Annotated in this window: 29 protein-coding genes and 1 pseudogene; 15 read left to right on the plus strand and 15 right to left on the minus strand. The window is 63.8% G+C overall.

Translation table 11 applies throughout. From position 1 onward, the window contains the following. Positions 1–4: 4 nt before the first annotated feature. The 3 genes and pseudogenes from tolR to X756_RS01000000165150 all read right to left on the minus strand — a co-directional run bounded on the left by tolR (position 5) and on the right by X756_RS01000000165150 (position 2053). Complete coding sequence (gene tolR, locus X756_RS161425) at positions 5–457, minus strand: protein TolR (RefSeq protein ID WP_023673843.1); 453 nt, start codon at positions 455–457, stop codon at positions 5–7. Positions 458–466: 9 nt separating this feature from the next. Next, complete coding sequence (gene tolQ, locus X756_RS161420) at positions 467–1177, minus strand: protein TolQ (RefSeq protein ID WP_023673844.1); 711 nt, start codon at positions 1175–1177, stop codon at positions 467–469. A gap of 311 nt (positions 1178–1488) precedes the next feature. Continuing rightward, positions 1489–2053: pseudogene (locus tag X756_RS01000000165150) on the minus strand (YbgC/FadM family acyl-CoA thioesterase). A gap of 65 nt (positions 2054–2118) precedes the next feature. Here X756_RS01000000165150 and X756_RS161415 point away from each other — a divergent pair. Then, positions 2119–3369, plus strand: coding sequence for a cellulase family glycosylhydrolase (locus X756_RS161415; protein WP_023728619.1), 1251 nt, complete (start codon positions 2119–2121; stop codon positions 3367–3369). Between the two features lie 144 nt (positions 3370–3513). Here the strand turns inward: X756_RS161415 and X756_RS161410 are convergent, their stop codons facing one another. The 6 genes from X756_RS161410 to X756_RS161385 form a co-directional block, all read right to left on the minus strand. Beyond that, positions 3514–4416 carry a metallophosphoesterase gene (locus X756_RS161410; RefSeq protein WP_023728620.1) on the minus strand — a complete coding sequence of 301 codons (903 nt, stop codon included), beginning with the start codon at positions 4414–4416 and terminating at the stop codon, positions 3514–3516. A gap of 136 nt (positions 4417–4552) precedes the next feature. Further along, positions 4553–5590, minus strand: a complete 1038-nt coding sequence (gene ruvB, locus X756_RS161405) for a Holliday junction branch migration DNA helicase RuvB (RefSeq protein WP_023688958.1) — start codon at positions 5588–5590, stop codon at positions 4553–4555. Between the two features lie 43 nt (positions 5591–5633). Continuing rightward, positions 5634–6254, minus strand: a complete 621-nt coding sequence (ruvA, locus tag X756_RS161400) for a Holliday junction branch migration protein RuvA (RefSeq protein WP_023728621.1) — start codon at positions 6252–6254, stop codon at positions 5634–5636. Positions 6255–6264: 10 nt separating this feature from the next. Then, positions 6265–6771 carry a crossover junction endodeoxyribonuclease RuvC gene (ruvC, locus tag X756_RS161395; RefSeq protein WP_023668769.1) on the minus strand — a complete coding sequence of 169 codons (507 nt, stop codon included), beginning with the start codon at positions 6769–6771 and terminating at the stop codon, positions 6265–6267. A 67-nt stretch (positions 6772–6838) separates the two neighbouring features. Next, the gene (locus tag X756_RS161390; protein WP_023728622.1) at positions 6839–7369 is read right to left on the minus strand and encodes a DUF1465 family protein; all 531 of its coding nucleotides are present in this window, start codon (positions 7367–7369) and stop codon (positions 6839–6841) included. A 384-nt stretch (positions 7370–7753) separates the two neighbouring features. Next, a complete protein-coding gene (locus X756_RS161385; RefSeq protein WP_023728623.1) occupies positions 7754–8134 on the minus strand; it encodes a hypothetical protein in 381 nt (126 codons plus the stop codon). Between the two features lie 311 nt (positions 8135–8445). On the opposite strand from X756_RS161385, the gene X756_RS161380 reads away from it, so the two are divergent. Then, positions 8446–8997 (plus strand): DUF2269 family protein, encoded by a 552-nt coding sequence (locus tag X756_RS161380; protein ID WP_023711980.1) that lies wholly within the window; start codon positions 8446–8448, stop codon positions 8995–8997. A 7-nt stretch (positions 8998–9004) separates the two neighbouring features. Here the strand turns inward: X756_RS161380 and X756_RS161375 are convergent, their stop codons facing one another. Next, complete coding sequence (locus X756_RS161375; protein ID WP_023668765.1) at positions 9005–9775, minus strand: sulfite exporter TauE/SafE family protein; 771 nt, start codon at positions 9773–9775, stop codon at positions 9005–9007. 256 nt (positions 9776–10031) lie between these two features. On the opposite strand from X756_RS161375, the gene X756_RS161370 reads away from it, so the two are divergent. Next, a complete protein-coding gene (locus X756_RS161370; protein ID WP_023728625.1) occupies positions 10032–10529 on the plus strand; it encodes a GNAT family N-acetyltransferase in 498 nt (165 codons plus the stop codon). On the opposite strand, the gene X756_RS0133525 is transcribed toward X756_RS161370, so the two are convergent. Beyond that, a complete protein-coding gene (locus tag X756_RS0133525) occupies positions 10486–10923 on the minus strand; it encodes an Lrp/AsnC family transcriptional regulator (protein ID WP_023704892.1) in 438 nt (145 codons plus the stop codon). The genes X756_RS161370 and X756_RS0133525 overlap by 44 nt on opposite strands. Before the next feature lie 128 nt (positions 10924–11051). Here X756_RS0133525 and X756_RS161365 point away from each other — a divergent pair, with 128 nt between their 5' ends. The 3 genes from X756_RS161365 (at position 11052) to X756_RS161355 (ending at position 13871) form a co-directional block, all read left to right on the plus strand. Beyond that, positions 11052–11969 (plus strand): DMT family transporter, encoded by a 918-nt coding sequence (locus tag X756_RS161365; protein ID WP_023728626.1) that lies wholly within the window; start codon positions 11052–11054, stop codon positions 11967–11969. Positions 11970–12112: 143 nt separating this feature from the next. Continuing rightward, positions 12113–12760 (plus strand): thiamine phosphate synthase, encoded by a 648-nt coding sequence (locus tag X756_RS161360; RefSeq protein ID WP_023728627.1) that lies wholly within the window; start codon positions 12113–12115, stop codon positions 12758–12760. Between the two features lie 46 nt (positions 12761–12806). After that, positions 12807–13871, plus strand: a complete 1065-nt coding sequence (locus X756_RS161355; protein WP_023698442.1) for a tetratricopeptide repeat protein — start codon at positions 12807–12809, stop codon at positions 13869–13871. Between the two features lie 9 nt (positions 13872–13880). Here the strand turns inward: X756_RS161355 and X756_RS161350 are convergent, their stop codons facing one another. Then, positions 13881–14897 (minus strand): NAD(P)-dependent alcohol dehydrogenase, encoded by a 1017-nt coding sequence (locus tag X756_RS161350; protein WP_023728629.1) that lies wholly within the window; start codon positions 14895–14897, stop codon positions 13881–13883. Positions 14898–14998: 101 nt separating this feature from the next. Between X756_RS161350 and X756_RS1000000166530 the strand changes: the two genes are divergently transcribed. From X756_RS1000000166530 to X756_RS161320, 7 genes are all read left to right on the plus strand, one after another. After that, positions 14999–15862 carry a LysR family transcriptional regulator gene (locus X756_RS1000000166530; protein ID WP_023728630.1) on the plus strand — a complete coding sequence of 288 codons (864 nt, stop codon included), beginning with the start codon at positions 14999–15001 and terminating at the stop codon, positions 15860–15862. A 141-nt stretch (positions 15863–16003) separates the two neighbouring features. Continuing rightward, positions 16004–16570 (plus strand): elongation factor P, encoded by a 567-nt coding sequence (gene efp / locus X756_RS161345; protein WP_023668757.1) that lies wholly within the window; start codon positions 16004–16006, stop codon positions 16568–16570. Between the two features lie 22 nt (positions 16571–16592). Next, positions 16593–17393: an inositol monophosphatase family protein gene (locus X756_RS161340; RefSeq protein WP_023684166.1), complete on the plus strand. Its 801-nt coding sequence runs from the start codon at positions 16593–16595 to the stop codon at positions 17391–17393. Between the two features lie 206 nt (positions 17394–17599). Then, positions 17600–18220, plus strand: coding sequence for a hemolysin III family protein (locus X756_RS161335; protein ID WP_023694587.1), 621 nt, complete (start codon positions 17600–17602; stop codon positions 18218–18220). Between the two features lie 179 nt (positions 18221–18399). Continuing rightward, the gene (locus X756_RS161330; protein WP_023728631.1) at positions 18400–19425 is read left to right on the plus strand and encodes a MotA/TolQ/ExbB proton channel family protein; all 1026 of its coding nucleotides are present in this window, start codon (positions 18400–18402) and stop codon (positions 19423–19425) included. A gap of 1 nt (position 19426) precedes the next feature. After that, positions 19427–20458 carry a peptidoglycan -binding protein gene (locus X756_RS161325; RefSeq protein ID WP_023728632.1) on the plus strand — a complete coding sequence of 344 codons (1032 nt, stop codon included), beginning with the start codon at positions 19427–19429 and terminating at the stop codon, positions 20456–20458. A 239-nt stretch (positions 20459–20697) separates the two neighbouring features. After that, positions 20698–21123 carry a hypothetical protein gene (locus X756_RS161320; RefSeq protein WP_023728633.1) on the plus strand — a complete coding sequence of 142 codons (426 nt, stop codon included), beginning with the start codon at positions 20698–20700 and terminating at the stop codon, positions 21121–21123. 79 nt (positions 21124–21202) lie between these two features. Here X756_RS161320 and X756_RS161315 read toward each other — a convergent pair whose 3' ends face one another. Beyond that, positions 21203–21556, minus strand: coding sequence for a DUF1304 domain-containing protein (locus X756_RS161315; protein ID WP_023728634.1), 354 nt, complete (start codon positions 21554–21556; stop codon positions 21203–21205). A gap of 146 nt (positions 21557–21702) precedes the next feature. Between X756_RS161315 and X756_RS161310 the strand changes: the two genes are divergently transcribed. Then, a complete protein-coding gene (locus tag X756_RS161310) occupies positions 21703–23190 on the plus strand; it encodes a carboxypeptidase M32 (RefSeq protein ID WP_023684161.1) in 1488 nt (495 codons plus the stop codon). A 10-nt stretch (positions 23191–23200) separates the two neighbouring features. Here the strand turns inward: X756_RS161310 and X756_RS161305 are convergent, their stop codons facing one another. Then, positions 23201–25003 (minus strand): ABC transporter transmembrane domain-containing protein, encoded by a 1803-nt coding sequence (locus X756_RS161305; protein WP_023698435.1) that lies wholly within the window; start codon positions 25001–25003, stop codon positions 23201–23203. Between the two features lie 205 nt (positions 25004–25208). On the opposite strand from X756_RS161305, the gene rpmE reads away from it, so the two are divergent. Continuing rightward, complete coding sequence (gene rpmE / locus X756_RS161300; RefSeq protein ID WP_023668748.1) at positions 25209–25430, plus strand: 50S ribosomal protein L31; 222 nt, start codon at positions 25209–25211, stop codon at positions 25428–25430. Between the two features lie 183 nt (positions 25431–25613). On the opposite strand, the gene X756_RS161295 is transcribed toward rpmE, so the two are convergent. Next, on the minus strand, positions 25614–26255 hold the full coding sequence (locus tag X756_RS161295; RefSeq protein ID WP_023728635.1) for a TetR/AcrR family transcriptional regulator: 642 nt from the start codon (positions 26253–26255) through the stop codon (positions 25614–25616). Between the last annotated feature and the right edge of the window lie 9 nt (positions 26256–26264).

Raw genomic sequence — 26264 nt, forward strand, 5'->3', positions numbered from 1 at the left:
GCGTCTACTGATCCTGTTGCTGCAGTGAAATCAGGCCGATATTCTTGTAGCCGGCGGCCTGGATGAGGGCCATGACCTCCATCGCGGCGCCATAGTTGGTCGCCTTGTCGCCGCGGATGAAGATGCGCTCTTCGTAGCCGGTCTTGGAAATCGCCTGCAGTTTGGCGACCAGCTCTTCCCTTGGGATTTCGGTCTCCTGCAGGAAAATCTTGCCGGCCGCGTCGATCGAAACGGTGATCGGCTGGGTATCGGCGTTCATAGCCTTGGCCTTCGTCTCCGGCAGGTCGACCGGCACTCCGACCGTCAACATAGGTGCGGCGACCATGAAGATGATCAAGAGCACCAGCATCACGTCGACCATCGGCGTGACGTTGATTTCCGACATCAATGCATGGTGGCGGCCGCGCCGCCTGTGTCCGCGCCCGCCGCGTCCTGCCATGCCAACCGACATACCCATCTTCTTACCTCAGCCCTTAGGCGCTACTTTTTCATCGATTTGGCGCGAGAGTATGGCGGAGAACTCATCCGAGAACCCTTCCATCCGCACCGCGATCTTGTTCGCGTCGGATGACAGCTTGTTGTAGGCGATAACCGCCGGTATGGCGGCGAGAAGACCGATGGCCGTCGCCAGCAGCGCTTCGGCAATGCCGGGTGCAACAACCGCGAGACTGGTGTTCTTCGAACCGGCAATCGCCTGGAACGAGGTCATGATGCCGATGACGGTGCCGAACAGGCCGATGAAGGGTGCGGCCGAACCAGTGGTGGCGAGAAAGCCGAGACGGCCCTCCAGCTTCTCCATCTCGCGCGTCAACGCCAGGTCCATCGCCTTGTCGATGCGGGTCTGCAGGCCGAGCGGCGATTTGGCCCCCTTCTCGAAGCTCTTCTTCCATTCGCGCATGGCCGCAACGAAGATCGCACCCATGCCCGTGGTCTTGCGGTCGGCAAGCGTGCGATAGAGCTCTTCCAGCGACTGCCCCGACCAGAACACCTGTTCGAAGCGATTGAGCGACAGACGCATGCGGGCATAGCTGACCAGCTTGTCGACGATGATCGCCCAGGTCCAGACCGAGGCGCAGAGCAGACCGATCATGACCAGCTTGACCACCCAACTGGCCTGTGTGAACAGCGCCCAAATCGACAATTGCGCTGCCGGATCGGCGAGTGCGGTAGTTTCCATGCTTCAGTCCTTAAGATTTTCCGGGCATCGCTGGCGGCTGGCCCATGGGCATCCCTTGTGGTCCGTTCGCGCTTGGCTTCCGGATTAACCCCAAATGCACCGTTGGCGGCCTTTTCAGGGCAAATATTGGTGAAAGGAAGGCGCGCGGATTCTTCCAATCTTCACCGATCTCTTCATGAACCGTTATGGTTAAGGATGGGTTAGGAAATATGGCGCGGCGCATTGCCGCGCCAAGGCACGACGCGGGCCATCCATCCACAATCGAATGCGCTGCCGATTGGCCGCTCGTTGCCGGCCGGCAGGCCTGGATATCAGCTTGCTCCTGGTAGAAAGGCCGCGATCCATTCTTTCGGAAAGCGCTTCGGCCGGCCGTTCTCGCCGATGATCGCCGCCTCGACCTTTGCTTCGACCAGAACCTCTGTCCCGCGTTTCAATTGCTGCGCCATGACGATGCGGGCGCCGGAAATATCCTGCGTTGATGTGTCGATGGTCAGGATGTCGTCCATGCGGGCAGGCGAGCGGAAATCTATCTCCATCCGCCGCACCACCCAGACGATCCGTTCGCCGTGCTTGCCTTCGTGAAGTTCTGTGTGGTGGACGCCCGCCAGCCTGAGATAGTCCGAGCGGCCGCGCTCGAAGAATTCGAGATAGCGCGCGTGGTAGACGACGCCGGAGAAGATCGGAAGAGCACACGTCNGCCAGCCTGAGATAGTCCGAGCGGCCGCGCTCGAAGAATTCGAGATAGCGCGCGTGGTAGACGACGCCGGAGAAGTCGGTGTCGGCATAGTAGACCCGCGCCATCAGCCGATGGCCGAATTCCGTCAAGGCTCCGGAAAGCCCGGCAGCAAGCGCCGCCGATTCACCATGATCGTCCATCGCGCTTTCCTTTTTGCCCCCGGCGGGGCACCTGTCTTGCCAAAATCACCAGCGCAGCAAACCGGATGGCACTGTTGACGGCGATGATCAAGACCGTGATGGCAGCGCTGCTGGTGCTCGCGTCGTCTGCGCTTCCCGGTCAGGCCGCGAGCTTTTCGATGAAGCGCGGCCTCAACCTCGACCAGTGGACGACCTGGGTCGGGGAAGACAAATGGAACGACCGACAAGCCATCCTGCCCTATCCGGAATGGCGCAAGTTCCTGAACGAGGATGACCTCAAGGCGCTGAAGGCCGCCGGTTTCGACTTTCTGCGCATGCCGGTCGATCCCTCGCCGTTTATGTCGGATCAGACACTGGCGCTGCGTGACGACCTTTATGCCAGCGTGCGGGACTCGGCGCGCATGATCAACCGGGCCGGTCTGAAAGTGATCGTCGACATGCACCTGATCCCGGCCGGCGGCGGCCGCGAGATCGGCATGGGCCAGGTGATGGACGATCCCGCAACCTTCGACGCCTATGTCGAGGTCGTCCGCAAAATGGCGCGCACGCTTGCCACTGAGGACCCGGCGCAGGTCGCTTTCGAGCCGATGAACGAGCCTATCGTCGACTGCGACAGCGATGGCACCAGCCTGTGGCCGGAGCGTCAGCAAAAGCTGTTCGCGGCCGCGCGCGCCTCGGCCACCAGGCTGACGCTGATCCTGACCGGCGCCTGTTATTCCAATGCCGCTTCGCTGGTCAAGATCGACCCAAAGTCGATCCCCGACGACAACCTCATCTGGACCTTCCACTCCTACGACCCGTTCCTGCTGACGCATCAGGGCGCGACCTGGGCCGGCGATTTCATTCTTTATGTTACCGGGCTGCCCTATCCGCTGACCGCGGTGCCGCGCGCCGAGCTCGATGCGACGCTGGATGCGATCCGCGCCAAGATAAAAGCCGAGGCGCCATGGACCAGACGGAACGGCCTGCTCGCCTATCTCGATGAACAAGCCGCCAGCATGGACAAGGACGAAAAGCTGCTCGGCGTCATGGATGCGCCGTTCGAAAAGGTCGAGGCCTGGGCGAAGGCCAACGCCATCAAGCCGGAAAACATCACGCTGGGCGAGTTCGGCATGATCCGACAGGAGTATGGCAACCCCTATGTGATGCCGCCCAAATACCGCGCCGCCTATGTCAAGGACATGATCGCGCGCGCCGAGGCGCATGGCTTCTCATGGTCGGTGTGGAGTTTTGGCGGCGCCTTCGGCATCGTCGATGCCTTCAACGGCGAAAAGGCCGAACCCGCCGTGATGGATGCAATCCGCTCGCTCCATTAGCCCTAGGGCATGTCGAGATCCAGATCAGGCCGAGTCGGAAATGGGGGGTCCGAGAACCGGAACGGAGCGGACTTTGGTCCGTGACTACCGGAAGCGCAGGAACACCTCATTTGCAGGCCGGCATCACCTGAATACCGGCATGCTCTAACCGAGGTCGATCTGTAGGATCTCCGGCCGCATGCCAAAGCGCACCGGCGCGATGCTGAAGCCGAGCCCGCCTGACACGATCAAATTGCGGTCATTCTCGACGACATGGCCATAGGCAAAGCGGTTGCCGAAGCGGGACGGCACCACCGGTGAATAGCCGAACAGCCTGACCTGCCCGCCATGTGTGTGGCCCGACAGCGTCAGCGAAACCCGCCACGGCACTTTCGGGAATATGTCAGGCTCATGCGCAAGCAGGATGATCGGTGCCTGGTCGGTGATCTTGGCCAGCGTGCCGTCGAGATCGTCGAGGCCTTCAAATTTGTCGCGGCCTGCGGCCTTGTTCGGTAACAGGGCCAGCTGGTCGGCGAGTCCGGCGATCCAGAAGCCGTATCCATTCTTTTCCAGACGCACAGCGTCGTTCTCCAGAACCGAGATGCCGGCTTCCTGCAATGCCTTGCGCGCCACAGTCGGCCCCGCTCCGGCCTGCTGCGCGAAAGGATCGTGCCACCAGTCGTGATTGCCGAGGATCGACAGGACACCAAGCGGCGCCTTCAGTCCTGACAAGGCCGGGGCCCATTCATGGGCCTCCACCCGGTTCGTCACCAGGGACATGCCTGAGATATAGTCGCCGAGCAGTACGATCAGATCGGGCTGCAGCACGTTCGCACCCTCGACGAGCGAAGCGATCCGCTCAGGCGTCATCCAGGGGCGGCAGGCGTGAATATCGGCAAGTGCTACAACGCGCAGCTTCAAGCCCGCCGGCCAATGCGGCGGCGTCAGCCGGTAGCGCTTCACATGGGTCAACAGCATCGGCTCGATGCCGACCGCATAGGCACTGAGCGACGCCAGCGAGAGGAACGAACCCCCGACGAATTTCAGGAACCCGCGTCTGGTGATCACTTTTCTGGCTCCGACGCTTGATCGGAGCAGTTCGCGCCGACACTACGACGCCCGATAGCATCCAGGAATGCGCCTTCACGCTGGCAGGCTTGAGGAAATTCTGCGCAGACAGCCCGTTCCGGAGGACAAATCTCCGTTACTCTTCCTGGAACAGGTTGATCTGCTGCTGCGCCAGATCCTTCGGTGCGTCGAGGCCGAGATGGCGCCAGGCATTGGCGGTCAGCACGCGGCCGCGTGGCGTGCGTTGGATGAAACCCTGCTGGATCAGATAGGGCTCGATAATGTCCTCGATGGCGTCGCGCGGCTCGGACAGGCCGGCGGCGATGGTTTCGATGCCGACCGGCCCACCACCGAAATTGCGCGCGATCATCGAGAGATAGCGGCGGTCGAGCGCGTCGAGGCCGAGCGCGTCGACCTCCAGCCGCGTCAGGGCTTCGTCGGCAACCTGCTTGTCGACGTGACCGTCGCCGGCAACGGAGGCGAAGTCGCGCACCCGGCGCAGCAGCCGGCCGGCGATGCGCGGCGTGCCGCGGGCGCGACGTGCGATCTCCAGCGCGCCATCGTCGCCAAGCGGCATTTGCAGGATGCGGGCGCCGCGCCGCACGATCTGCTCCAGTTCCTCGACAGAATAGAAATTGAGCCGCACCGGAATGCCGAAGCGATCACGCAGCGGGTTGGTCAAAAGGCCGAGCCTGGTGGTGGCGGCAACGAGCGTGAAGCGAGCAAGATCGATCTTGACCGAGCGTGCCGCCGGACCTTCGCCGATGATCAGGTCGAGCTGGAAATCCTCCATCGCCGGGTAAAGGATCTCCTCGACTGCCGGATTGAGCCGGTGGATCTCGTCGATGAACAGCACATCGCGGTCTTCGAGATTGGTGAGAAGTGCGGCGAGATCGCCGGCCTTGGCGATCACCGGACCGGAGGTCGAGCGGAAATTGACGCCGAGCTCGCGCGCCATGATCTGCGCCAGCGTTGTCTTGCCAAGCCCCGGCGGCCCGACGAACAGCACATGGTCAAGCGCCTCGCTGCGGCCCTTGGCGGCCTCGATGAAGACCTTGAGATTGGCCCGCACCGCGGCCTGGCCGACGAAATCGGCGAGCGTCTGCGGCCTCAAGGTCTGCTCAGCATCCTCGCCGCGCTTTTCCGGGGCAATGAGGCGGGGTGAAAGGCTCATGCGGCCTTCCTCGCACAGGGCAAAGGACCGGACAAGCAATCACTCACCGCGCCAGTTCCTTCAGCCCGAAACGAATGAGCTTCGGGGCATCGGCGTCCTCGCCGGCCGTCTTCAGCGCCGCCGCGACCGCATTGGCTGCGGTGTCGCGCGAATAGCCGAGATTGACCAGCGCCGAGACGGCGTCGGTAATCGGTGCCGGTGCCACGCCTTCGCCGAGCTCCTGCTTCAGGCCGATGGCGCCGGAGGCGGTTCCGGCATAGGCCGGCGCCTTGTTCTTCAATTCGGTGACGATGCGCTCGGCCACCTTCTTGCCGACGCCGGGCGCGCGGCTGACCATGGCGATGTCGCGCAGCGCGATCGCATTGGCGAGGTCGGCCGGCGCCAGCGTCGACAGGATGGCCAGCGCCACCTTGGCGCCGACGCCTTGCACATTGCTCATCAACAGCCGGAACCATTCGCGCTCAAGCACCGATTGGAAACCGTAGAGCCGGATCATGTCCTCGCGCACATAGGTCTCGATGAACAGCACCACCGCCTCGCCGTGCGAAGGCAGCGCGGCCAGCGTGCGCGCCGAGCAATAGGCGACATAGCCGACGCCGTGCACATCGACGAGGCAGAAATCCTCGTCGATCTCGTCCAGCGTGCCTTTCAATTTGCCGATCATGCGTGATCCCTCATGCCAGCGCCATCCTGTAGGCGACGCTTTGCCGGTGATGCGCGTGGCAGATGGCGATAGCTAGCGCGTCGGCGGCATGTTCGGTGTCGAAAACGGCTTTCGGCAACAGCACCTTTACCATCATGTGGATTTGCTTCTTGTCGCCATGGCCAACGCCGATCACCGCCTTTTTGACGGCATTGGGGGCATATTCGGCGACGACAAGGCCGGCACGCGCCGGCACCAGCATGGCTATGCCGCGCGCCTGGCCGAGCTTCAGTGTCGCCACCGCATCCTTGTTGACGAAGGTTTGCTCGACGGCCGCCTCCTGCGGCATGGCCGCATGCAGGATCTCGGCCAGCCCGTCATGCAATTGGCAGAGCCGTGTCGCCAGTGCCGCCTTGTCGTCGGAGCGTACGGTGCCGGAGCTGATAAAGCGAAGCGAGTTGCCGAGGCTCTCGACGATGCCCCATCCGGTGCGCCTCAGCCCCGGATCGATACCGATAATGCGAATCGCTTCCCTCATGCGCGAAGTCTACCTCCGGCGCACAGCGATGTCAGCGAAATGTGAACAAACCGGAAACGGGAAGCGTTTAACCTCGAGCGAAAGCCGTGTTCAGCAGCGTGATCTGGTCGGAAACCGGATTGACGCGGCGGGCGGCGGCAGGCGTCTCGGCAAACGCGCCGCCATAGATCTCTTCGTCCATGCGGCGCACCAGCGCCTGCAGGCGCAGCGAGCGGGTGACGAGGTCGAGGAAATCCTTCGGCAGTTCGCCCCAGCCGACCGCTTCGTCATGCGCCGAGGCGGTGTCGAGACGCACCTTGGATTTTTCCGAAGCGACCTGGTCGCGGGTCATCTCGCCGGAATTTGCCGCCCGCTGCAAAAGCAGCCAGGAGGCGACTTGCATCAACCTTGTGGTCAGCCGCATCGATTCGGCCGCATAGAGCGTCGCCGCCAGCCTGGACAGCTTCTTGGCCTCGGCACGGCCCTTGCCGTCAAGATACTCGGCTGCCTGTTCGACCAGGCCCATGCCTTCCTGGTAGAGCGGTTTGAAGGATTGGGAGAAAACCCGGCGTTCCGCCAGCTTGATGGTTTTCGCGCTGCCCTTCGAAGGCTCGTTCATCGCTACGCCCCTGCACTGCCCCGTCGGCTGATTCGGCTTCTCGCCGTCACGCCGCCACCCTAGATGACTGAAGCTTGAAAATGCGCTTCGCCGCCGGCGAAGGCAAGCACATGTTTAACAAACGGTTAACGCCTGCGCAGGGGCGCCAAGCGGACCAAAAGCAGACAAAAAAAGAGCCGCGGATAAGGCGGCTCTCAGGAGTTTAACAGGGAGGCGTCAAACGAAGTGGCTCCAACCACTCGGTAAGAATCCAGATCACTGGATGGACATAGTAAACACCTGTAAAGCTTAATGAACCCTTAACGCGCGGATATTTCTTGTTCGACCGCTGCCCTTCTGTGCCGTATCAGCACAACGGCCCCCGAAGCCTGATCGTCAGCTTGTTCATGCCTTCTTCCATACAGCCGGCAAGGAAATGAAGGCGAACAGCAGCATTGCCGCATAAAAGCCCATCGAGGAGGAAGCCAGCACCGGCTCGATCTCCGGATGGCCGGCAAGTTCAAAGTAAAGCCCGATCATCAGTGCGATTCCGCAGATTGCTGTCAGCCAGAAATGCACGACCGCAATCGTCCTTTGCCCGACCGCTGGAAACAGGTGGTAGAAGAAAGCAAACACCGCCGACATCAGCCAGCCCGCCACCATGGTGTGCGCGTGGGTCGGCATCTGCCCATGGTCATTGGAGATCGCCATATGCAGGCCGAGCGCCATGCCGCACAGGGAATAGATGACGGCCAGGGTGAAGAAATTTCGTGCTACGCCTTGCATGGGATACCCTCGTTGGTTGTTGCAGACTTGGTCCGACCGCGCGCGGCCAAAATGGAGCGTCGGTCGCGAGCGGCTTAGTCCCCGCAGGTTTCAGGATCATGCCGCGAAACCAGCCAATGCCGACACGGCGTCTATCCGGCAAATGCCGGGTATTGTGCGGGCTGGCGGTAAAATCCGGCGACGGCGCCACCGCAACAAGCCGGCACCCACGCGGCATCTTCTGGATACATGTACGGAGATGATCCGCCCTCCTTCGGAAGCAGACGCGCGAAAGCAGCGTTTACCCCCGGAACGATGCACAAGGAGCGGCAATGGACTGGTATTCTCTCTTCAAATTCCTGCATGTCATGGCAGCGATCCTCTGGCTCGGCGGCGGTTTCGCCATGCTGCTGGTTTCGATACTCGCCGATCGCGACGGCGACGACGAGACGCTGATGGTCATGCTGAGAACGACGGACAAACTCGGCTTGCGTCTGTTCGTGCCGGCGTCTATCGCGACCCTCGCTTCTGGTCTGGTGCTGACTTCGCTATGGACCGGCTTCTCCGACCTTTGGGTCGTCATCGGCCTTTGCGGCTACGCCGCCGCGTTTCTGACCGGTATCCTCGTGCTGAAGCCTTCGTTCGAAAAGCTTGCCACAATGCTTGCCGCGGACGGCATGACCCCGGCTGCCATATCGTTTGGGCGCCGCATGATACGGATCGTCAAGTTCGATTTCGTCATCATGATCGTCGTCGTCGCCGACATGGTGCTGAAGCCGACCGCGCACGACATCGCCACTCTCGGCGCCATGGCGGTCGTGGTCGTTGGTGGTGCATCGCTGACCTTTGCGAGCGCCCCGCGAACCAAACCGGCAGCCGCCTGAGCGGGATTTAGAGCAGGCCGGCGATCCCGTCCCAAAGCAGCTTGACCGCGACCACGGCCACGGTCGCGTAGGTGAAGGGATAAAAAATCTCCGGCCGCATGCGCCGCACCAGCCAGGCGCCGGCGATGGTGGCCAGCGGCGCCAGCGGCATCAGCACGGCCGACGCCGTCAGGTTGGCGGTGTCGAACTGGCCAAGCGCGAAGTAGGGGATCAGCTTCAGCGCGTTGGTGGCGGCAAAGAAGATCGCCGATGTCCCCGACAGCACCTTCGGATCGAGCCGGATCGGCAGCGCATAGACCTGGAAGGGGGGCCCGCCGACATGGGCGACGAAGCTGGTGAAGCCGGCGACGGTGCCCCAGAAGGCGGCGGCGATGCGGTTGGGCGCCGCCGCATGGTCGGAACCGTGGCGGAACTGGAGATAGAGCCAGCGCAGCACGAAGATCAGCGCGACAGCGCCGACGATCAGCCGCACCATCTCTTCGGTTACGAGCGCTGCCGTCAGCCAGCCGAGCCCAATGCCGATCACCGCGCCCGGCATCATGTCGACCAGCATCTTTCTGTCGTAGACGCCCCACCACGTCCACACCGAAACGATGTCCATCAGGCACAGGATCGGCAGCAGGATGGCCGCCGCCTGCACCGGCGGCATGGCCAGCGCCATCAAAGGCACGCCAACGAAGCCGACAGCGCCGCCGAAGCCGCCTTTCGACAGCCCGACAAGTATCACCGCCGGAATGGCGGCGGCATAAAACCACGGATCGGCGAGCAGACCTGACATGAACTGGAAATGCTGGAGGGAAGACGGTTGCCCTGCAATAGCCCAGAAACCCTTGCGCCGCGACCGGGAAAATGTCGGCCGTGTCGATCAACTGTGCGTAAAGCGACGGTTCCGGATTTACGGCAAGATCGCCGCCGATGCATAAGGGCGCCGTCCGATGCATCAGGTTTTGACCCCAGGTTTTGGCCCCAGGTTTTGACCCCAGGTTTTGACCCCAGGTTTTTGACCCCAGGTTTTTGACCCCAGGTTTTTGACAATGAGCGAACCCCACATCCGCCGCGCCGAAGCGGCCGACCTGCCTGCCATCGTAGCCATGCTCGCCGACGATCCGCTTGGCCGCAGCCGCGAGGATGCGACCGAGCCACTCGCCAAGGCCTATCGCGACGCCTTTGCCGCCATCGACGCCGACCCCAACCAGTTTCTTGCCGTGATGACGGATAGCGGCCGCGTCATCGGCACGTTGCAGATCAGCTATCTCGCCGGGCTGTCGCTGCAGGGCGCCTTGCGCGGCCAGATCGAGGCTGTGCGCGTCGCCGCGGACCGGCGCGGCGAAAGGCTGGGGCAGCGTTTGCTGGAATGGGCGGTCGAACAGTGCCGCGAACGCGGCTGCAAGATTGTCCAGCTGACCACCAACAAGAGCCGCCAGGACGCGCATCGCTTCTATGACCGGCTCGGCTTCAAGGCCAGCCACATCGGCTACAAGCTGGAGCTTAATTCAGTGGCGGCGGACGGCGCCGGATCGGCTGCGCCTTGATGATGGCGGTGCTGGTCTCCGCCTTGTCGGCGATGCGGTCGAGAAGCTTGTCGAGCTCGCCGATGGAGCGTACGTAGAGCCGGGCCACGAAACAGTCGTCGCCGGTGACCTTGTCGCATTCGCCGAATTCCGGGATCTCCTCGATCAGCTTCTGGACAATATGCAGCTTGCCCGGCAGTGGCCGCACCCGCACGATCGCCTGCAACGGAAACCCCAGCGCCTCCGGGTCGATCTCGATGGTGAAGGCGCGGATGACGCCGCGTTCCTCGAGCCGCCGCAGCCGTTCCGAGACGCTCGGCGATGACAGCCCGACCTGCTGCGCCAGATCCTTCAACGAAGTCCGCGAATCCAGGATCAGGATGTCGAGAAGCTTTCTGTCCAACTCGTCCAGCATTTTCATCTCCTCGCAAAGGGCAGCGCGCGCCTTATTAAATAAGGTCCTGCCCCCCTATCACCTTTCATAGGGTATATAAACCCTCAAGACGGCATGAGATTATGGCCTCAACAGATAGAGGTATTGTCATGGACAACACGGTACGCGGCACGATCGAGATGACGGCGGCGATGACAATCGTCGGCACGATCGGCTGGTTTGTCGTCATGTCGGGCCAGCCCGTTATGGACGTGGTGTTCTGGCGCTGCGCCTTCGGCGCGGTGGCGCTGCTGATCACCTGCGCGGCACTCGGGCTGCTGCGCGGCAGGCTGACGCTGCGCATTGTTGCCATCGCCGCTCTTGGCGGCGCGGCTATCGTCATCAACTGGCTGTTGCTGTTCAGCGCCTTCTCCCGCGCCTCGATCTCGATTGCCACGGCGGTCTACAACACGCAGCCCTTCATGCTGGTCGGCTTCGGTGCGCTGTTCTTCGGCGAGCGGCTGACCCTGGCCAAGCTGACCTGGCTCGGCATCGCCTTCGCCGGCATGCTGCTGATCGTGCAGACAGGGCCCGATGCGGGTGTCGGTTCCGGCATAACCGGCACAGATTATGTCATCGGCATCGTCATGGCGCTCGGAGCGGCCTTCTTCTGGGCTGTCGCGGCAATCGTCGCCAAGAAGCTCAAGGGCACCCCGCCGCATCTGATCGCGCTGATCCAGGTCTGCGTCGGCGTCGTCATGCTGGCGCCCTTCGCCAACCTCTCGCATTTGCCCGCCGATGCCTGGAGCTGGGCCATGCTGGCCATGCTTGGCGTCGTTCACACCGGCCTGGTGTACATATTGATGTACGCCGCCATCCAGAAACTGCCGACGCATCTGCAGGGGTCGCTGTCCTTCATCTATCCTGTCGTTGCGATCCTGGTCGATGTGATGGCCTTCGGCCACCGGCTGCATCCGGCCCAGCTCGTTGGCGCAGCCGCCATCCTGATCGCCGCCGCCGGCATGAATCTCGGCTGGACTTTGTGGAGGGCCAAATCGCCGGCCGAAAGCCCGCAAGCCGTCAAATGAGCCGCAGAGCGTCTGCTCGCCGGCGATCGTAAACCAAAGCCAGCGCATCGTTCCCCGCCCGCCTGTTCAAGGCGGGCGCTTTGTTCTATGCCGCAATGCAACCATCTTCGCCCGGCATAGGCGAAACCCGGGATCGAAAGCCAATGAACGACGCAACACCCCCCAACCGCTGCCGCATCGTGCTGATCGCGCCCAAGGACGCTCCGGCGCAGCGCATTGCGGCTGCCTTCGACGGCGGTGATATCGCTTCCCTGATCCTGCCTGAAAACGGCATGGACGAGGCTGCCTTCCAGGCCTTCGCAGAACAGATCGTACCGGCCGCGCAAGCGGCCGGCATCGCCGTCATCATCGCCGGCGATACCCGCATTGCCGGCCGTGTCCAGGCCGACGGCATTCATGTCGAGGTTTCCAAGAACGCGCTCGCCGAGACCATCGAACACTTCCAGGGCAAGATGATGGTCGGCGCCGGTGGCGCCAAGACGCGCGACGACGCGCTGGAACTCGGCGAAACCAGGCCCGACTACATCTTCTTCGGCCGCTTCGGCTACGACAACAAGCCGGAACCGCATCCGCGCAACCTGTCGCTCGGGCAATGGTGGGCGGACGTGATTGAGATCCCTTGCATTGTCATGGCCGGTTCCGCCATCGCTTCGGTAGAAGCGGTGGCCGCCACTGGCGCCGAGTTCGTGGCGCTGTCCAGCGCCGTCTTTGCCGAAGGCGCCGATCCGAAGGCGGCGATTGCCGCCGCCAATGCGCTGCTCGACCAAACCGCGCCGCGCTTCGAGGGCTGACGTGCGCCGACCTGGACTTCCTCTCGCGGTTCTCGTTGCGGCCTTGATGAGCGGGGCAGCGATCGCGGCGGAAACCGTTCCGCTGCCGCAGCCGAGGCCGGACACCAGCGCGCCCGCCCTCAGCGTGCCGGATGCGGTCGCCCCCGATGCGGGTGCCCCAAAAGCCGGCGCCACCGATTCCGGCGTCCATATCGACAAGCCGATCGACACGCCGCTGCCGCAGCCCGCGACAACCGCGCCGCTGCCGTCGGCCGACGCGATCAACCCCGAACGTTTCGGCGCCAAGCCGGCGGACCCCGCCTATGGCGCTTTCCAGCGCGGCCTTTACAAGACAGCCTACAATCTAGCGTTGGTGCGGGCTCAGAATGGCGACCCGGCGGCGCAAACGCTGGTGGCCGAGATCCTGTCGCGCGGGTTGGGCGTGCCGCTCAACCCAGCGGAAGCCGCCAAATGGTATGCGCAGGCCGCCGAGCAGGGGATTCCTGAATCGCAGTTCCAGTATGCGCTGATGCTGCTCGACGGCCGCTACGTCAAGAAGGACGAGAAGGGAGCTTTTGCGCTGATGCAGGCCGCCGCCGAGGCCGGCAACCGGCTGGCGCAGTTCAACTTCGCGCAATTGCTCGTGCAGCAGGATCCGGGCGATGCCGGCATCGCCAGGGCTGTGCCTTATTATGAGCGTGCCGCGGCGACAGGGCTTGCCGACGCCCAGTATGCGATGGCGCAGGTCTATGCCAATGGCGTCGGCGGCAAGACCCGCGACGATGGAAAGGCCCGCAGCTTGCTGGCACAGGCTGCCAGGCAGAACTACGACACCGCTCAGATCGATCTTGCCGCCTGGATGATCGAGGGCCGGGGCGGTGTTCGCGACCTGAAATCCGGCTTCAACTGGATGAAGCAGGCAGCTGAAGGCGGCAATGTCGCTGCCCAGAACCGGTTGGCAAAGCTCTATATGGGCGGCATCGGCACCGACCCCGACCTGATCCTGGCTGGGGCCTGGTATGTGGTCGCCCGCCGCGCCGGCCTTATCGATCCGGAGATGGACGATTTCCTGCAAGGGCTGACCGACGACCAGACAAAGCAAGCCTTGCAGAAGGCCAACCGCCTGCCCTGACACGCAACGTCACTGTGTATGATCCAGCACAACCTTGCCGAAGGGAGAGCCGTGTTCGAGATGGCGAAAGGCCTGCGCTGCCTCTGCCCATGGGAAGACCCGGTCGATCACCGGCCGCAGCCGATTGACGGCGAGCGCCCGGTTCATCGCTTCGAAGGACTCGCGCGAGCCGACCGGTATGCCGCGTGCTTTCACCTGGCGTCGGAAGATGTCGAGCGGATTGATCACCCCTTCGCTGCCGCCGAGATAGCCGATGACGTTGATCTGGGCGCCGCGCGCCGACGCCTTGAGCGACTGCGCGAAACTTTGGGGACCACCGACTTCGATGATGTGGTCCGCGCCACGGCCATCGGTCAGCGCCAGCACGGCCGACCACCAGTCCGGATTGTCGCGGTAGTTGATGCCGTGATGCGCGCCGAGCTCTTTGGCCCGGACAAGTTTCTCATCGCTACTCGACGTAACGACGACCCGCGCGCCGGCCGCCTTCGCGAACTGCATGGCAAACAGCGATACGCCGCCCGTGCCGAGGCTGAGCACGGTCTCGCCCGGCTTGAGGTTGCCTTCCGTAAACAAGGCATGCCAAGCGGTGACGGCGGCGCAAGGCAATGTCGCCGCCTCTACGTCGCTGAGATGCGCCGGCGCGATGACAGCCGCCTGTTCGTCCAGCCGGGCGAATTCGCTCAGCAAACCGTCGATCGGGCCGCCGCGCTGGTAGGAAGGTTCGGCCATGGCGAAGCTGCCGCCGACCCATCGCTGCCAGAACGTGCCGCAGACCCGGTCGCCAACCTTGAAGCGGCTGACCTCGGGGCCAAGCCCGACGACCTCGCCGACGCCGTCGGAAAGCGGCACCAGCGGCAAGGGGAATGTCGTGTGATAGCTGCCGCGCGCGATCTCGACATCGCGATAGTTGAGCGCCGTCGCCTTGACGCGGACGATCATCTCCTGACGGCCGGGCTCCGGCATTGGTCGTTCGACCATCTTGAGATTGTCGATGCCGCCCGGCTTCTGCTGTTCGATTGCCTTCATTGTCGTCGTCCTTTCGTTTGAAAGGAAAATTGCTTGCCAGGCGATGGATTTCAAATTCATAATGTTTACAATGATTATGCTTACGAGACATGGTTCTAGCTATGCTTGAGGAATTGCGCACGCTCGCCCTGTTTGCCGAGGAGGGCTCGATCCAGAAGGTCGCCCGGCGCCTGCCGCTGACGCAGCCGGCTGTGACCCGGCAGATCCAGCGGCTGGAGGACATGCTTGGCACGACGCTGCTCGACCGCCGGCAAAAGCCGCCGCGACTGACGCCGACGGGGCTGGAAGTGCTGGCGCGCGGCCGCGATATCATCGCTTCCGTAGAAGCGCTGAAATCCTTCGCCGGAAAGACCGAGCCGGAAGGACTGTTCCGCCTGGGTCTCGCCCATGGCCTCTCGGACCGCGACATAGCGGGGGCCATCGCCAACGCCGCGGCGGCGTTCCCGAAAGTGTCGCTACGGCTCAAGACCGGCTGGAGCGCCGAACTGATCGATCAGTTCGAACGCGGCGAGCTCGATGTGACGATTGTTCTGCGATCGTCGGAGAAGCCAGGTCCGGAAGCGCTTGGCACTGAACGTCTTGGCGTCATAGCTGCGTCCACCGTCGCCGATCCGGAAGACGGTGGCCGGACACCCATGCCGTGGGTGCTTAGTCCGGCACCTTGCGACGCGCGCCAGAAGCTCACGTCCGTTCTGGTCGGCGGAAGGCGTTATTTCGAGATCGCGGCGGAGATACAGGATCCGGCCTTGCAGATGGAATGGGTCCGTCGGGGGCACGGCCTTGGGCTGATGCCGTTGCGTCTTGCAAGGCGCGGACTTCCCGACGGCCTCATGCTCGTCAACACGGAAGATGTCGACCTTTCCTTACAGGTCGCCGCACTTCGTTCGCCTCATCTCAACCGGCTGACTGAGGCTGCGGATGCCATAGTCGAGGCCGTCGGCAAAGTCATTGCAGCCCAGGTTTGAGGCTACCAGCCCTTGTCGGGCGATCTGGCATCCCTTGCCTCTCCTGCCGATTTGTGGTCTTGGGGGCCCGAAATCGCTTGTCCAGCGACCATCCCCATACCAACGGCCAAGCCGTTGGTAGCATCCCGGATCAATCTCATCATGGCCAAGATCAATGGCAACGAAATCCGTCCCGGCTATGTCATCGAGCACGATGGCGGCCTCTGGGTGGCGGTCAGGACCAACACCGTCAAGCCCGGCAAGGGCGGTGCCTACAACCAGGTCGAACTGAAGAACCTGATCAACGGCACCAAGCTCAACGAGCGCTTCCGCTCGGCCGAGACCGTCGAGCAGATCCGGCTCGACCTGAAGGATTTTTCCTTCCTCTACGCCCAGGACGACGCACTGGTGTTCATGGACACGCAGAGCTACGAGCAGCTCGAGCTGGCGAAGGATTTCGTCGGCGACCGCGCCGCCTTCCTGCAGGACGGCATGATGGTGACGGTCCAGCTCTATGAGGACAGGCCGATCGGCATTTCGCTGCCCGACCAGGTGACGCTGACCATCACCGAGGCCGACCCGGTGGTGAAGGGCCAGACGGCCGCGTCCTCGTACAAGCCGGCGGTCCTGGAAAACGGCATCCGCGTGCTGGTGCCGCCATTCATCGGCGCCGGCGAACGCATCGTCGTCGACACCAACGAACTCACCTACATGCGCCGCGCAGACTGACACGTAGGCAGGAACAGATACGATGGCACGCTCCGCACTTCTCAATGTCATGGTCCAGGCCGCCATGAAGGCCGGCCGCTCGCTGTCGCGCGACTTCGGCGAGGTGCAGAACCTGCAGGTGTCGATGAAGGGACCGGGCGACTATGTCAGCCAAGCCGACCGCAAGGCCGAGGACATCCTGTTTGCCGAACTGTCGAAGGCACGGCCGGGCTATGCCTTCCTGATGGAAGAGCGCGGCATGATCGCAGGGGACGACGACCAGCACCGTTGGATCGTCGACCCGCTCGACGGCACCACCAATTTCCTGCACGGCATTCCGATCTTTTCCATCTCGATCGCGCTGGAGCGACAGGGCCAGTTGGTCGCCGCCGTCATCTACAATCCGGCAATGGATGAGCTCTACACCGCCGAGCGCGGCGGCGGCGCCTTCATGAACGATCGCCGGCTGCGCGTTGCCGGCCGCAGCAAGCTCACCGACTGCGTCATCGGCTGCGGCGTGCCGCATCTCGGCCGCGGCCAGCACGGCAATTTCCTCGTCGAGTTGCGCAATGTGATGGCCGAGGTCTCGGGCGTGCGCCGCCTGGGTTCCGCCGCGCTCGATCTCGCTTATGTCGCCGCAGGCCGCATGGACGGCTTTTGGGAAACCGGCCTGTCGGCCTGGGACATTGCCGCCGGCCTGCTGTTGATCCGCGAGGCCGGTGGCTTCGTCTCCGACATGGATGGCGGCCAGGATATGCTCGAGGCGGGTTCGCTCGTCGCTGGCAACGAGGTCATCCAGCGCGCGCTGCTCAAGGCCGTGAAGAAGCCGCTTTCGGCGCGCTGATCACTTGGCATGCCGGCGCGGCGTGCTGAAGCGCCGCAGTCGCAAAACCGCAATCAAAGCTTGAAATACTGCCCGGCGGCCGCCCAGATAAGGGTGACGCAGGATTTTTTATGACGAGCATACCTTCACTATCCTCGCGAGAAGCGCAGCCAGACCAGCCAATTGAAATCCCTTTTGTCGGGCGTTGGCACTATTCGCGTGCGGAGATGATCGCCGATGGCATCGTCCACGCGGTCGGCATCGTGCTGGCAATAGCCGCCGGCTCGGCGTTGCTGGCGCTGGCCGCCTTCCATGCCGGTCCCGGCGAATACATCGCCGCCGCCTTCTTCGTGGTGTCGCTGCTGACTGTGCTGTCGATTTCGCTGACCTACAATCTGTGGCCGGTGACGTCGCCGGCGAAGTGGATCTTGCGGCGCTTCGATCATGCGGCGATCTACCTCCTGATCGCCGCGACCTACACGCCCTTTCTGGCCCAGCTCGACGGCTCGCCGCTGGCGCTGCCGATGATTGTCCTTGTCTGGACCGCTGCTTTGACCGGCATTGCCATGAAAGTGTTCCTGCCCGGCCGCTTTGATCGTCTGGCCATTGTCTTCTATCTCGCCATCGGCTGGAGCGGCGTCGTCCTGGTCAAGCCGCTGGTGGCGACGTTGCCGACGACTTCGATCGCGCTGATTGTCGCCGGCGGCATCGTGTACTCCTGCGGCGTCATCTTCTTCGCCTGGAAACGCCTGCGCTTCCACAATGCCCTCTGGCACGGCTTTGTCGTCACCGGCGCCGGGCTGCATCTTGCCGCCATGGTCGACTGCCTGGTCGTCAACCGCCTCTGAACGGCGTGGTGCGGCCCGACAGTCGGGCAATATTGCCAAGCGCCATTCAATTTGGTCACAATTCCGTTTAGAGTCGCGAATTACGTGATCGGCGGCAATGGAGCGGTTCCAGGGAAGTATGAGCGGCTTCCCGTTCGGAATTGCGTCAAGGCAAATAGAGCATCGGAAACGGGGCACGGATGGCTTTTCTCAGATCCTTCGGCGTGGGCAGGCGTTCTGATGTCCTGATGTACGATCCGCACAAACTGTCGAGCCCGCAGGTCTTCCTCCTGACCATGGTCATCTTCCTGGTCATCGTCGCCTTCATCGCCGCCATCCTCACCCGCCAGATCTCGACCGCTTTCGGGAGCAATCCCGGCCTCAATGGCCTCATCGTCGGCGTCCTTGTGGTCGGCATCCTGCTCGCCTTCGCCCAGGTCGGACGACTGTTTCGCGAAGTGCGCTGGGTCAATTCCTTCCGCGCCGGTTCCGAAACCACCGAGCCGGTGCTGCTGGCTCCGATGAAGGCGATGATCGGCCGCTCCTCGACGGTCGCCTTCTCGACGTCTTCGATGCGCACCATGCTGGATTCGATCGCCACCCGCCTCGACGAAAGCCGCGACACCTCGCGCTATCTCGTCGGGTTGCTGGTGTTCCTCGGTCTGCTCGGCACCTTCTGGGGCCTGCTCAACACCATCGGCTCGATCCGCGAAACCATCGAATCGCTCGATCCCGGCACCGGCGACGCCGCCGCAGTGCTCGATTCGCTGAAGCAAGGGCTGTCGGCGCCGCTGGCCGGCATGGGTACGGCCTTTTCGTCCTCGCTGTTCGGCCTTTCCGGGTCGCTGGTGCTAGGCTTCCTCGACCTGCAGGCCGGCCGCGCGCAGACCCGCTTCTATACCGAGCTTGAAAACTGGCTGTCCTCGGTCACCGATCTCTCCTCCGACATCGCCGTCGCCGACCAGGCCAAGACTGAATCCTCCGACGAGATCCGGGTCCTGTCGGAACGGCTGCGCAGCATGCAGGAAAGCGGCGGCGGCTCCAATCCGCGCGTCGCCACCGCCATGGCCAATCTCGCCGACGGCATTTCCGGCCTGGTCAAGAACATGCGCTCCGAGCAGCAGATCATGCGCGACTGGGTCGAGGCCCAGTCGGACGAGCAGAAGGCGATGCGCAACACGCTGGAAAAGATCGCCGACGCGCTGAAGAAACCCGGGGTCCACTAGCATGGCTCTCGCCAGGGGCCGGCGCACCGATCGCCGGATCGACTATTGGCCGGGCTTCGTCGACGCGCTGTCGACGCTGCTGCTGGCCATCATGTTCCTGCTCACCGTTTTCGTGCTGGCGCAGTTCCTGCTCGGACGCGAACTCTCCGGCAAGGATACGGCGCTCACGCGCCTCAACTCGCAGATCAACGAACTGACGCAGTTGCTGGCGCTGGAGCGCTCGAGCGCGCAGGACAAGGACGATTCGCTGGCCAATCTGCAGGCGTCGCTGTCGGCGGCGGAAGCTGAGAAGAGCCGGCTCGAGCAGTTGCTGGCGCAAGGCGCCGGCACCGGCGACGCCGCCAACCAGCGCGCCGCGGAGCTCGGCGGCGAACTCGACAGCCAGCGCCAGATCAGCCAGCAGGCGCTGAGCCAGGTCGAGATCCTGAACCAGCAGATCGCAGCACTGCGCAAGCAGATCGGCGCGCTCGAGGACGCCCTCAACGTGTCCGAAACGCGCGACCGCGATTCCAACACCAAGATCGCCGATCTCGGCCGTCGGCTCAACGTCGCGCTGGCGCAGCGCGTGCAGGAACTGAACCGGTACCGCTCCGACTTCTTCGGCCGCCTGCGCGAAATCCTCGCCGATCGCGAGAACATCCGCATCGTCGGCGACCGCTTCGTCTTCCAGTCGGAAGTTCTGTTCCCGACCGGCTCCGAAGTGATCAACGATGCCGGCAAGGTCGAGATGAAGAAGCTCGCCGACGCCATCATCGAGTTGCAAAAGGAAATCCCGCCCGAGATCAACTGGGTGCTGCGCGTCGACGGCCACACCGACAACAAGCCGCTGTCCGGCGCCGGCCGCTATCGCGACAATTGGGAATTGTCGACGGCGCGTTCGACCTCGGTGGTCAAGTTCCTGATCGAGAACGGCGTCCCCGCCAACCGGCTGGTTGCGGCCGGCTTCGGCGAATTCCAGCCGCTCGACCCCGCCGACACCGAAGACGCCCGCAACAAGAACCGACGCATTGAACTGAAGCTCACCGAACGGTGATTTTCAGTCACGCGAAATTGTTTGCCGGCTCAGCTCTAGGGCGCAACGCCAGGTCGGCAAGGCCTGAAAACATTATCTTTCTTTAATTACACTTCGCGTTTCCGGGCTCCTACTTTGACGCGCAGGGCCGAGAACCGCCGGCGATGCCTCCCATCGCGACGCGACGGAACCGGACGGCCCGCTTCCGGAAGGCGGAGCGAAAGCGCTTGCCCCTTCCACAGCAGGAGGAGACGCACATCATGCGCTCTTTGAAGACTCTCAGGACTGCAACCCTCACGACACTTCTGGTCACTGTTCCACTCGCCGGCGCCTATGCCGCCGGACATCACAAGGGCGCCCTCGACGCCAGCGACCCGACCGACATGACCGGTCCGCGCGTGACCGGCCTGATCGAGCAGGTGCGGGGCGTCGAACAGGGCATCACGGATGCGCGCGAGACGAAGGGCATCTCGACCTCGGAAGCGCAGTGGCTGCATCTGCGTGCTGCGCATATCGGCCAGGCCGCCGAACGGGTCGCCGCTTCGGACCATGGCCGGATCCCGGCCGCGCAATATCACGATCTGCTGCGCCGCCTCGACAATGTCGATCAGAGGCTGATGTCCGACACCGGCAGCGGCTTCATGATCGGTGATGGCTCCGACGGCGGGAATTATCCGAACGGCTGAGATCCGCTCTGATATCTCCAGGAATGAGGAAGGGACTGTCTGACGCCCCCGGATCTGGCTCCGAGGGCGTCTTTTTTTGTCACCAGCCCAGCCACAGCGCAGCGAGGCCCAGCACCGCCGGCACGGTCTGAATATAGAGGATCTTCCGGCTGGCAGTCGCCGCGCCATAGAGGCCGGCGACGGCGATGCAAAGCAGGAAGAACACCTTGATCTGGAATCCCGCCGCGCCGAGATAGAGGCCCCAGATCAGCCCCGCGGCAAGGAAGCCGTTGTAGAGCCCCTGATTGGCGGCGAGCACCTTCGATGCGCTGGCGAAGTCCGGCTTGAGGTTGAACGCCCTGTGCCCGCGCGGTGTGTCCCACGCCACCATCTCCAGATAGACGATAAAGAGGTGGATCAGGGCCACCAGCCCGACCAGGATATTGCCGATCATCTTAGTCTCCCCTCCATGGCGGTGTTCCACCGTCGGCCAGCATTCCACGCACCAGCTCACCGGCGCAAGCTGCATAGCCACCTTTGAGGGTTGCCAATCCTGGCGCGTTGGTATCTTTTCCCGCGGTCCAAAACGCGGAACCTGTCATGTCTTTTCAGAAGCTCGATGATCTCGGCCACAAGCTCGAAGCGCTGGAACATGCGCTCGCTATCCTCGGCGCCGACGAGGCGACCCACATGGCCGTCGGCGGCGGCGAGAAGCGCGCCGAAGCCATGTCGTCCCTGGCCGGGATGCTGCATATCAGGGCAACGGCGCCGGAGATCGCCGACTGGCTCGCCGCCGCCGAACAGGAGGCGCTGAACGAGGAGCAGCAGGCGGCGGTCCGCGAACTGCGTCGCCAATACACCAACCTGACCTGCCTGCCGGTCGAATTCGTCGAGCGCCAGACGGTGGCGCGTATGCGCTCCGAGCAGCTCTGGCGCGACCTGCGCGCCAAGAATGACTGGGCCGGATTCCTGCCGGCGCTCGAAGGTGTCATCGCGCTGGTGCGCGAGGAAGCCGCCCTGCGCGCCGACGCGCTCGGCCTCGATCCCTACGACGCGCTGATGGAGCAATACGATCCTGGCAACCGCGCCGCCGACATCACGCCGGTGTTCACCGAGCTGAAGACATTCCTGAAGGGCTTCGTGCCGGAAGCCCTGGCCGCGCAGGAAGCGCGCCTGGCCAGGCATCCCGTGAAGCCGCTCTCCGGCAGCTATGCGATCGACCGGCAGCGCGAGCTTGGTCTCGCCATGATGGCTTCGGTCGGCTTCGACCTCACCCACGGTTCTCTGTCCGTATCGCACCATCCCTTCTGCGGCGGCGTGCCGAGCGACGTGCGCATCACCACCCGCTACAAAACGTCCGATTTCCTGTCGGCTTTGATGGGCGTGCTGCACGAGACCGGCCACGCGCTCTACGAGCAGAACCTGCCGAAGGCCTGGGCGCACTGGCCGCTGGGCAAGGCGCGCGGCATGGCGGTGCATGAAAGCCAGAGCCTGTTCGTCGAGAAACAGGTCGGCCGCAACCCCGAATTCTGGCGCTGGGCGCTGCCGGTGGTGGAAAAGCATCTCGGCGAAGCCTGGTCGCTGGACGACATCCTGCCGCATGTGCACCGGGTAGAGCGCGGGCTGATCCGCGTCGACGCCGACGAGGTCACCTACCCGCTGCATGTCATCCTGCGCTACGAGTTGGAGCAGGAGCTGGTCTCGGGGCGGCTGCAGGCGGCCGACCTGCCCGAAGCCTGGGACGCCAAGATGCGGGAGTATCTTGGCCTTTCGACCATCGACAACCCAGCCGACGGACCGATGCAGGACGTGCATTGGCCGGGCGCCGCCTTCGGCTATTTCCCGTCCTATACGCTGGGCGCCATGATGGCGGCGCAGCAATGGGCTGCGCTGACGCGCGACCATCCTTCAGCCGACAGCGAGCTTGCCAACGGCAATTTCGCCGCCATCAATGACTGGCGCCGCGACAAGATCTGGTCGCAGGGTTCGCGCTGGTCGACGCCCGAACTGCTTGAGCGCGCCACCGGCGAAAAGCTCAACGCCGCGTATTTCACCGAGCATCTCCGCAAGCGGTATGGTCCCGCCTGATTGCGGGTTGCTACTCCGCGGCACCCCTGAAGGCGCTTGCTCCGGTTTCGAACTGCAGCTTGGCCAGCCTTGCATAGATGCCGCCCTTGGCGACCAGGCTCTGGTGCGTGCCTTCCTCGACGATGCGGCCGCCATCCATGACCAGGATGCGGTCGGCCTTCAGCACGGTCGCCAGCCGGTGGGCGATGACGATGGTGGTGCGGCCCTGCATCAGCCGTTCCAGCGCCGTCTGCACCAGCGTTTCGCTTTCGGCGTCGAGCGCCGACGTGGCTTCGTCGAGCAGCAGGATCGGCGCGTCGCGCAGGATGGCGCGGGCGATCGCCACGCGCTGACGTTGGCCGCCGGACAAGGTGACGCCGCGCTCGCCGACCTGGCTATCGTAGCCCTTGTCGAGCCTGAGGATGAACTCGTCGGCCAGCGCGTCCCCGGCGGCGGCCTCGATCTCGGCATTCGTCGCGCCCGGCCGGCCAAAGCCGATATTGTCGCGCGCGCTTGCCGCAAAGATGGTGACATCCTGCGGCACGATCGCAATGCGCTCCCGCACTTCAGCCGGATCGGCTTCGCGCACGTCGACGCCGTCAATGGCGATGCGGCCGGTTTCGGGATCGTAGAAGCGCAGAATCAGCGAAAAGACGGTGCTCTTTCCGGCGCCCGACGGGCCGACGATCGCCACCGTCTCGCCCGGCTTGACCTGAAAACTCAAGCCGTGGACGGCGGCACGGTCCGGCCTTGCCGGGTAGGAGAAGGAGACGTCGTCGAAGCTGATCGCGCCTGTCGCCTTGGCGGGCAGCGGCAGCGGATTGGCCGGCGGTTGAATCGCCGGCGTCTCGTCGAGTATCTCGGTCAGCCTTTCGGCCGCACCCGCCGCCTGGGCAAGCTCGCCCCAGACTTCCGACAGTGCGCCCAGCGCGCCTGCGGCAAACACGGAGTAAAGCAGGAACTGGCCGAGCGTACCGGGCGACATCGTGCCGGCAAGCACGTCACGCGAGCCGAACCACAACACCGCCACGACCGAGGAAAAGATCATGAAGATGGCAAAGAAGGTGAGCAGCGAGCGGGAGAAGATCGACGAGCGCGCCGCTTGGAAGGCGGCTTCCACCGCGGCCGAGAACCGCCCGGTGACCAGCGTCTCGTTGGTGAACGCCTGCAGCGTGCGCACCGCGCCGATCTGCTCGCTGGCATAGGCGGTCGCTTGCGCCAGCGTGTCCTGCGCCTGCCGTGACCGGCGCCTCACCGAACGGCCGAACGCGACCAGCGGCAGCACGATGAGCGGAATGGCCGCGATCACCAGGCCCGACAGTTTCGGGCTGGTGACGACCATCATCGCCACCGCGCCAAGGCCGAGGATGACGTTGCGCAACGCCACGGAGGCGGTGGCGCCGACGGCGGATTTCACCTGCGTGGTGTCGGCGGCAAGCCGCGAGACGATCTCGCCCGACTGGGCGGTGTCGAAGAAGGACGGCGAAAGCGTCGTGACATGCGAAAACACGTCGCTGCGGATGTCGGCAACGACCCGCTCGCCGAGCGTGATGACGAAGTAGTAGCGTCCGGCCGACGCCGCCGCCAGAATGGCTGCCATCGCCACCAGGGCGGCGAAATACTCGGCGATGACGACGGTGCCGGAAGCACTGAAACCGTGGTCGATCATGCGCCGCACGGCCAGCGGCAGCGCCAGCGTCGTCGCCGCGGCGATGGCGAGCGAAATGAGGGCGCCTATGACCAGTTTGCGGTAGCGGAATATATAGGGATACAGGCGCCTGAGCGGCCCGAGCGAGCGCCTGCGCCCGTCTTGCTCGCCGCTGATGTCCGCCATTACCGTTTCCTCTGGCCGCTTCCAGGTGGGCGCGTTCAATATGCGCTTGCCGTGGCCTTGTGATTCAATTCCGGCTGATGTATAGGCTCGCCGACCGTTTTAGAAGCCGTGGCTTTTCAATAGCTGCGGCTTCGAGTTTTAAAAAGGGGCGCATCGACGCAGGCCGCGGGCCAGTCTGTAGCGCCACAAGCCAGGAAGCACGACAATGAAGGCCGATATCCATCCCGACTACCACACCATCAAGGTCGTCATGACCGATGGCACCGAATACTCGACCCGTTCGACCTGGGGCAAGGAAGGCGATACGATGAACCTCGATATCGACCCGACCACGCACCCGGCCTGGACCGGCGGCCAGCAGACCCTGCTCGACCGCGGCGGTCGCCTGTCGAAGTTCAAGAAGCGCTTCGAAGGCTTCGGCCTCTAAAGTTTACCTGTATCGCTGAATCAAGAACCCGCCTTTGTGGCGGGTTTTTTGTTGCCGCCAAAGTCAGTCGCTTCAAGCTAACGCGCCGATACCTCCCGCTTGTGGGGAGGTCGGCCCAAGGGTCGGGTGGTCCGACGCCTCCCCCTGCTGCTTCGAAGCGACCCTTCCCAGAGTGGTGCGAGCCTACCCGTCCACCAATTCCCGCAGCGCCATGCGCTTGTAGGCGGCGACCAGCCTGTCGCCCTCCTGCCGATCGACCGAGATCGCCAGCCGCACGGCAGCCTCGCCCATCTGCCAGACCAGAAACGCTGTGGTCTCCAGCGCCACCGGATCGGCGCCGCGATGCAGCCGCTTCAGCACCATGGTCAGGAATTCGGCATTTGCCCGGCTGTCGGCGAGTTCGAGCTGGCGCAGCGCCTTGTCGGCCTGCGTGCCCGACCAGATGTCGCGCATCACCGGCTCGGCCAGGAACAGCTGATAGTAGATATCCACCAGCTCCGAAAACGCCTGCCGCAGGCCCTCGGCGTCGACGACATCCTTGAGCGCCGAGGAGATGCAGGCCTGGCTTTCGGCGGTGTAGCGCTCGGCCAGCGCCCAGACGATCGCCCGCTTGTCGGGAAAGAACTGGTAGAGCGAGCCGATCGACACCGCGGCCCGTTCCGCCACCTCGCCCATGCGCATGGCGTCGCTGCCTTGCTCGGCAATCAGCGCCGAGGCTGCGGCCAGCATGCGCTCGACCCGCTCGCGGCTGCGCTGCTGGGTGGGCGCCCGTCGCGGCGATGCGACCTGCTCCTGGGCAGATGCGGGCGTTGCTGTGTCTTCCATGACGGCCTC

The sequence above is a fragment of the Mesorhizobium sp. LNJC405B00 genome, assembly GCF_000502615.1.
GTDB lineage: Bacteria > Pseudomonadota > Alphaproteobacteria > Rhizobiales > Rhizobiaceae > Mesorhizobium.

Excerpts from the sequence above, each read along its gene's own strand:
- tolR (WP_023673843.1), bottom strand. The coding sequence starts at position 457 with ATGGGTATGTCGGTTGGCATGGCAGGACGCGGCGGGCGCGGACACAGG.
- tolQ (WP_023673844.1), bottom strand. The coding sequence starts at position 1,177 with ATGGAAACTACCGCACTCGCCGATCCGGCAGCGCAATTGTCGATTTGG.
- X756_RS161415 (WP_023728619.1), top strand. The coding sequence starts at position 2,119 with ATGGCACTGTTGACGGCGATGATCAAGACCGTGATGGCAGCGCTGCTG.
- ruvB (WP_023688958.1), bottom strand. The coding sequence starts at position 5,590 with ATGAGCCTTTCACCCCGCCTCATTGCCCCGGAAAAGCGCGGCGAGGAT.
- ruvA (WP_023728621.1), bottom strand. The coding sequence starts at position 6,254 with ATGATCGGCAAATTGAAAGGCACGCTGGACGAGATCGACGAGGATTTC.
- ruvC (WP_023668769.1), bottom strand. The coding sequence starts at position 6,771 with ATGAGGGAAGCGATTCGCATTATCGGTATCGATCCGGGGCTGAGGCGC.
- X756_RS161390 (WP_023728622.1), bottom strand. The coding sequence starts at position 7,369 with ATGAACGAGCCTTCGAAGGGCAGCGCGAAAACCATCAAGCTGGCGGAA.
- X756_RS161385 (WP_023728623.1), bottom strand. The coding sequence starts at position 8,134 with ATGCAAGGCGTAGCACGAAATTTCTTCACCCTGGCCGTCATCTATTCC.
- X756_RS161380 (WP_023711980.1), top strand. The coding sequence starts at position 8,446 with ATGGACTGGTATTCTCTCTTCAAATTCCTGCATGTCATGGCAGCGATC.
- X756_RS161375 (WP_023668765.1), bottom strand. The coding sequence starts at position 9,775 with ATGTCAGGTCTGCTCGCCGATCCGTGGTTTTATGCCGCCGCCATTCCG.
- X756_RS161370 (WP_023728625.1), top strand. The coding sequence starts at position 10,032 with ATGAGCGAACCCCACATCCGCCGCGCCGAAGCGGCCGACCTGCCTGCC.
- X756_RS0133525 (WP_023704892.1), bottom strand. The coding sequence starts at position 10,923 with ATGCTGGACGAGTTGGACAGAAAGCTTCTCGACATCCTGATCCTGGAT.
- X756_RS161365 (WP_023728626.1), top strand. The coding sequence starts at position 11,052 with ATGGACAACACGGTACGCGGCACGATCGAGATGACGGCGGCGATGACA.
- X756_RS161360 (WP_023728627.1), top strand. The coding sequence starts at position 12,113 with ATGAACGACGCAACACCCCCCAACCGCTGCCGCATCGTGCTGATCGCG.
- X756_RS161355 (WP_023698442.1), top strand. The coding sequence starts at position 12,807 with ATGAGCGGGGCAGCGATCGCGGCGGAAACCGTTCCGCTGCCGCAGCCG.
- X756_RS161350 (WP_023728629.1), bottom strand. The coding sequence starts at position 14,897 with ATGAAGGCAATCGAACAGCAGAAGCCGGGCGGCATCGACAATCTCAAG.
- X756_RS1000000166530 (WP_023728630.1), top strand. The coding sequence starts at position 14,999 with ATGCTTGAGGAATTGCGCACGCTCGCCCTGTTTGCCGAGGAGGGCTCG.
- efp (WP_023668757.1), top strand. The coding sequence starts at position 16,004 with ATGGCCAAGATCAATGGCAACGAAATCCGTCCCGGCTATGTCATCGAG.
- X756_RS161340 (WP_023684166.1), top strand. The coding sequence starts at position 16,593 with ATGGCACGCTCCGCACTTCTCAATGTCATGGTCCAGGCCGCCATGAAG.
- X756_RS161335 (WP_023694587.1), top strand. The coding sequence starts at position 17,600 with ATGATCGCCGATGGCATCGTCCACGCGGTCGGCATCGTGCTGGCAATA.
- X756_RS161330 (WP_023728631.1), top strand. The coding sequence starts at position 18,400 with ATGGCTTTTCTCAGATCCTTCGGCGTGGGCAGGCGTTCTGATGTCCTG.
- X756_RS161325 (WP_023728632.1), top strand. The coding sequence starts at position 19,427 with ATGGCTCTCGCCAGGGGCCGGCGCACCGATCGCCGGATCGACTATTGG.
- X756_RS161320 (WP_023728633.1), top strand. The coding sequence starts at position 20,698 with ATGCGCTCTTTGAAGACTCTCAGGACTGCAACCCTCACGACACTTCTG.
- X756_RS161315 (WP_023728634.1), bottom strand. The coding sequence starts at position 21,556 with ATGATCGGCAATATCCTGGTCGGGCTGGTGGCCCTGATCCACCTCTTT.
- X756_RS161310 (WP_023684161.1), top strand. The coding sequence starts at position 21,703 with ATGTCTTTTCAGAAGCTCGATGATCTCGGCCACAAGCTCGAAGCGCTG.
- X756_RS161305 (WP_023698435.1), bottom strand. The coding sequence starts at position 25,003 with ATGGCGGACATCAGCGGCGAGCAAGACGGGCGCAGGCGCTCGCTCGGG.
- rpmE (WP_023668748.1), top strand. The coding sequence starts at position 25,209 with ATGAAGGCCGATATCCATCCCGACTACCACACCATCAAGGTCGTCATG.
- X756_RS161295 (WP_023728635.1), bottom strand. The coding sequence starts at position 26,255 with ATGGAAGACACAGCAACGCCCGCATCTGCCCAGGAGCAGGTCGCATCG.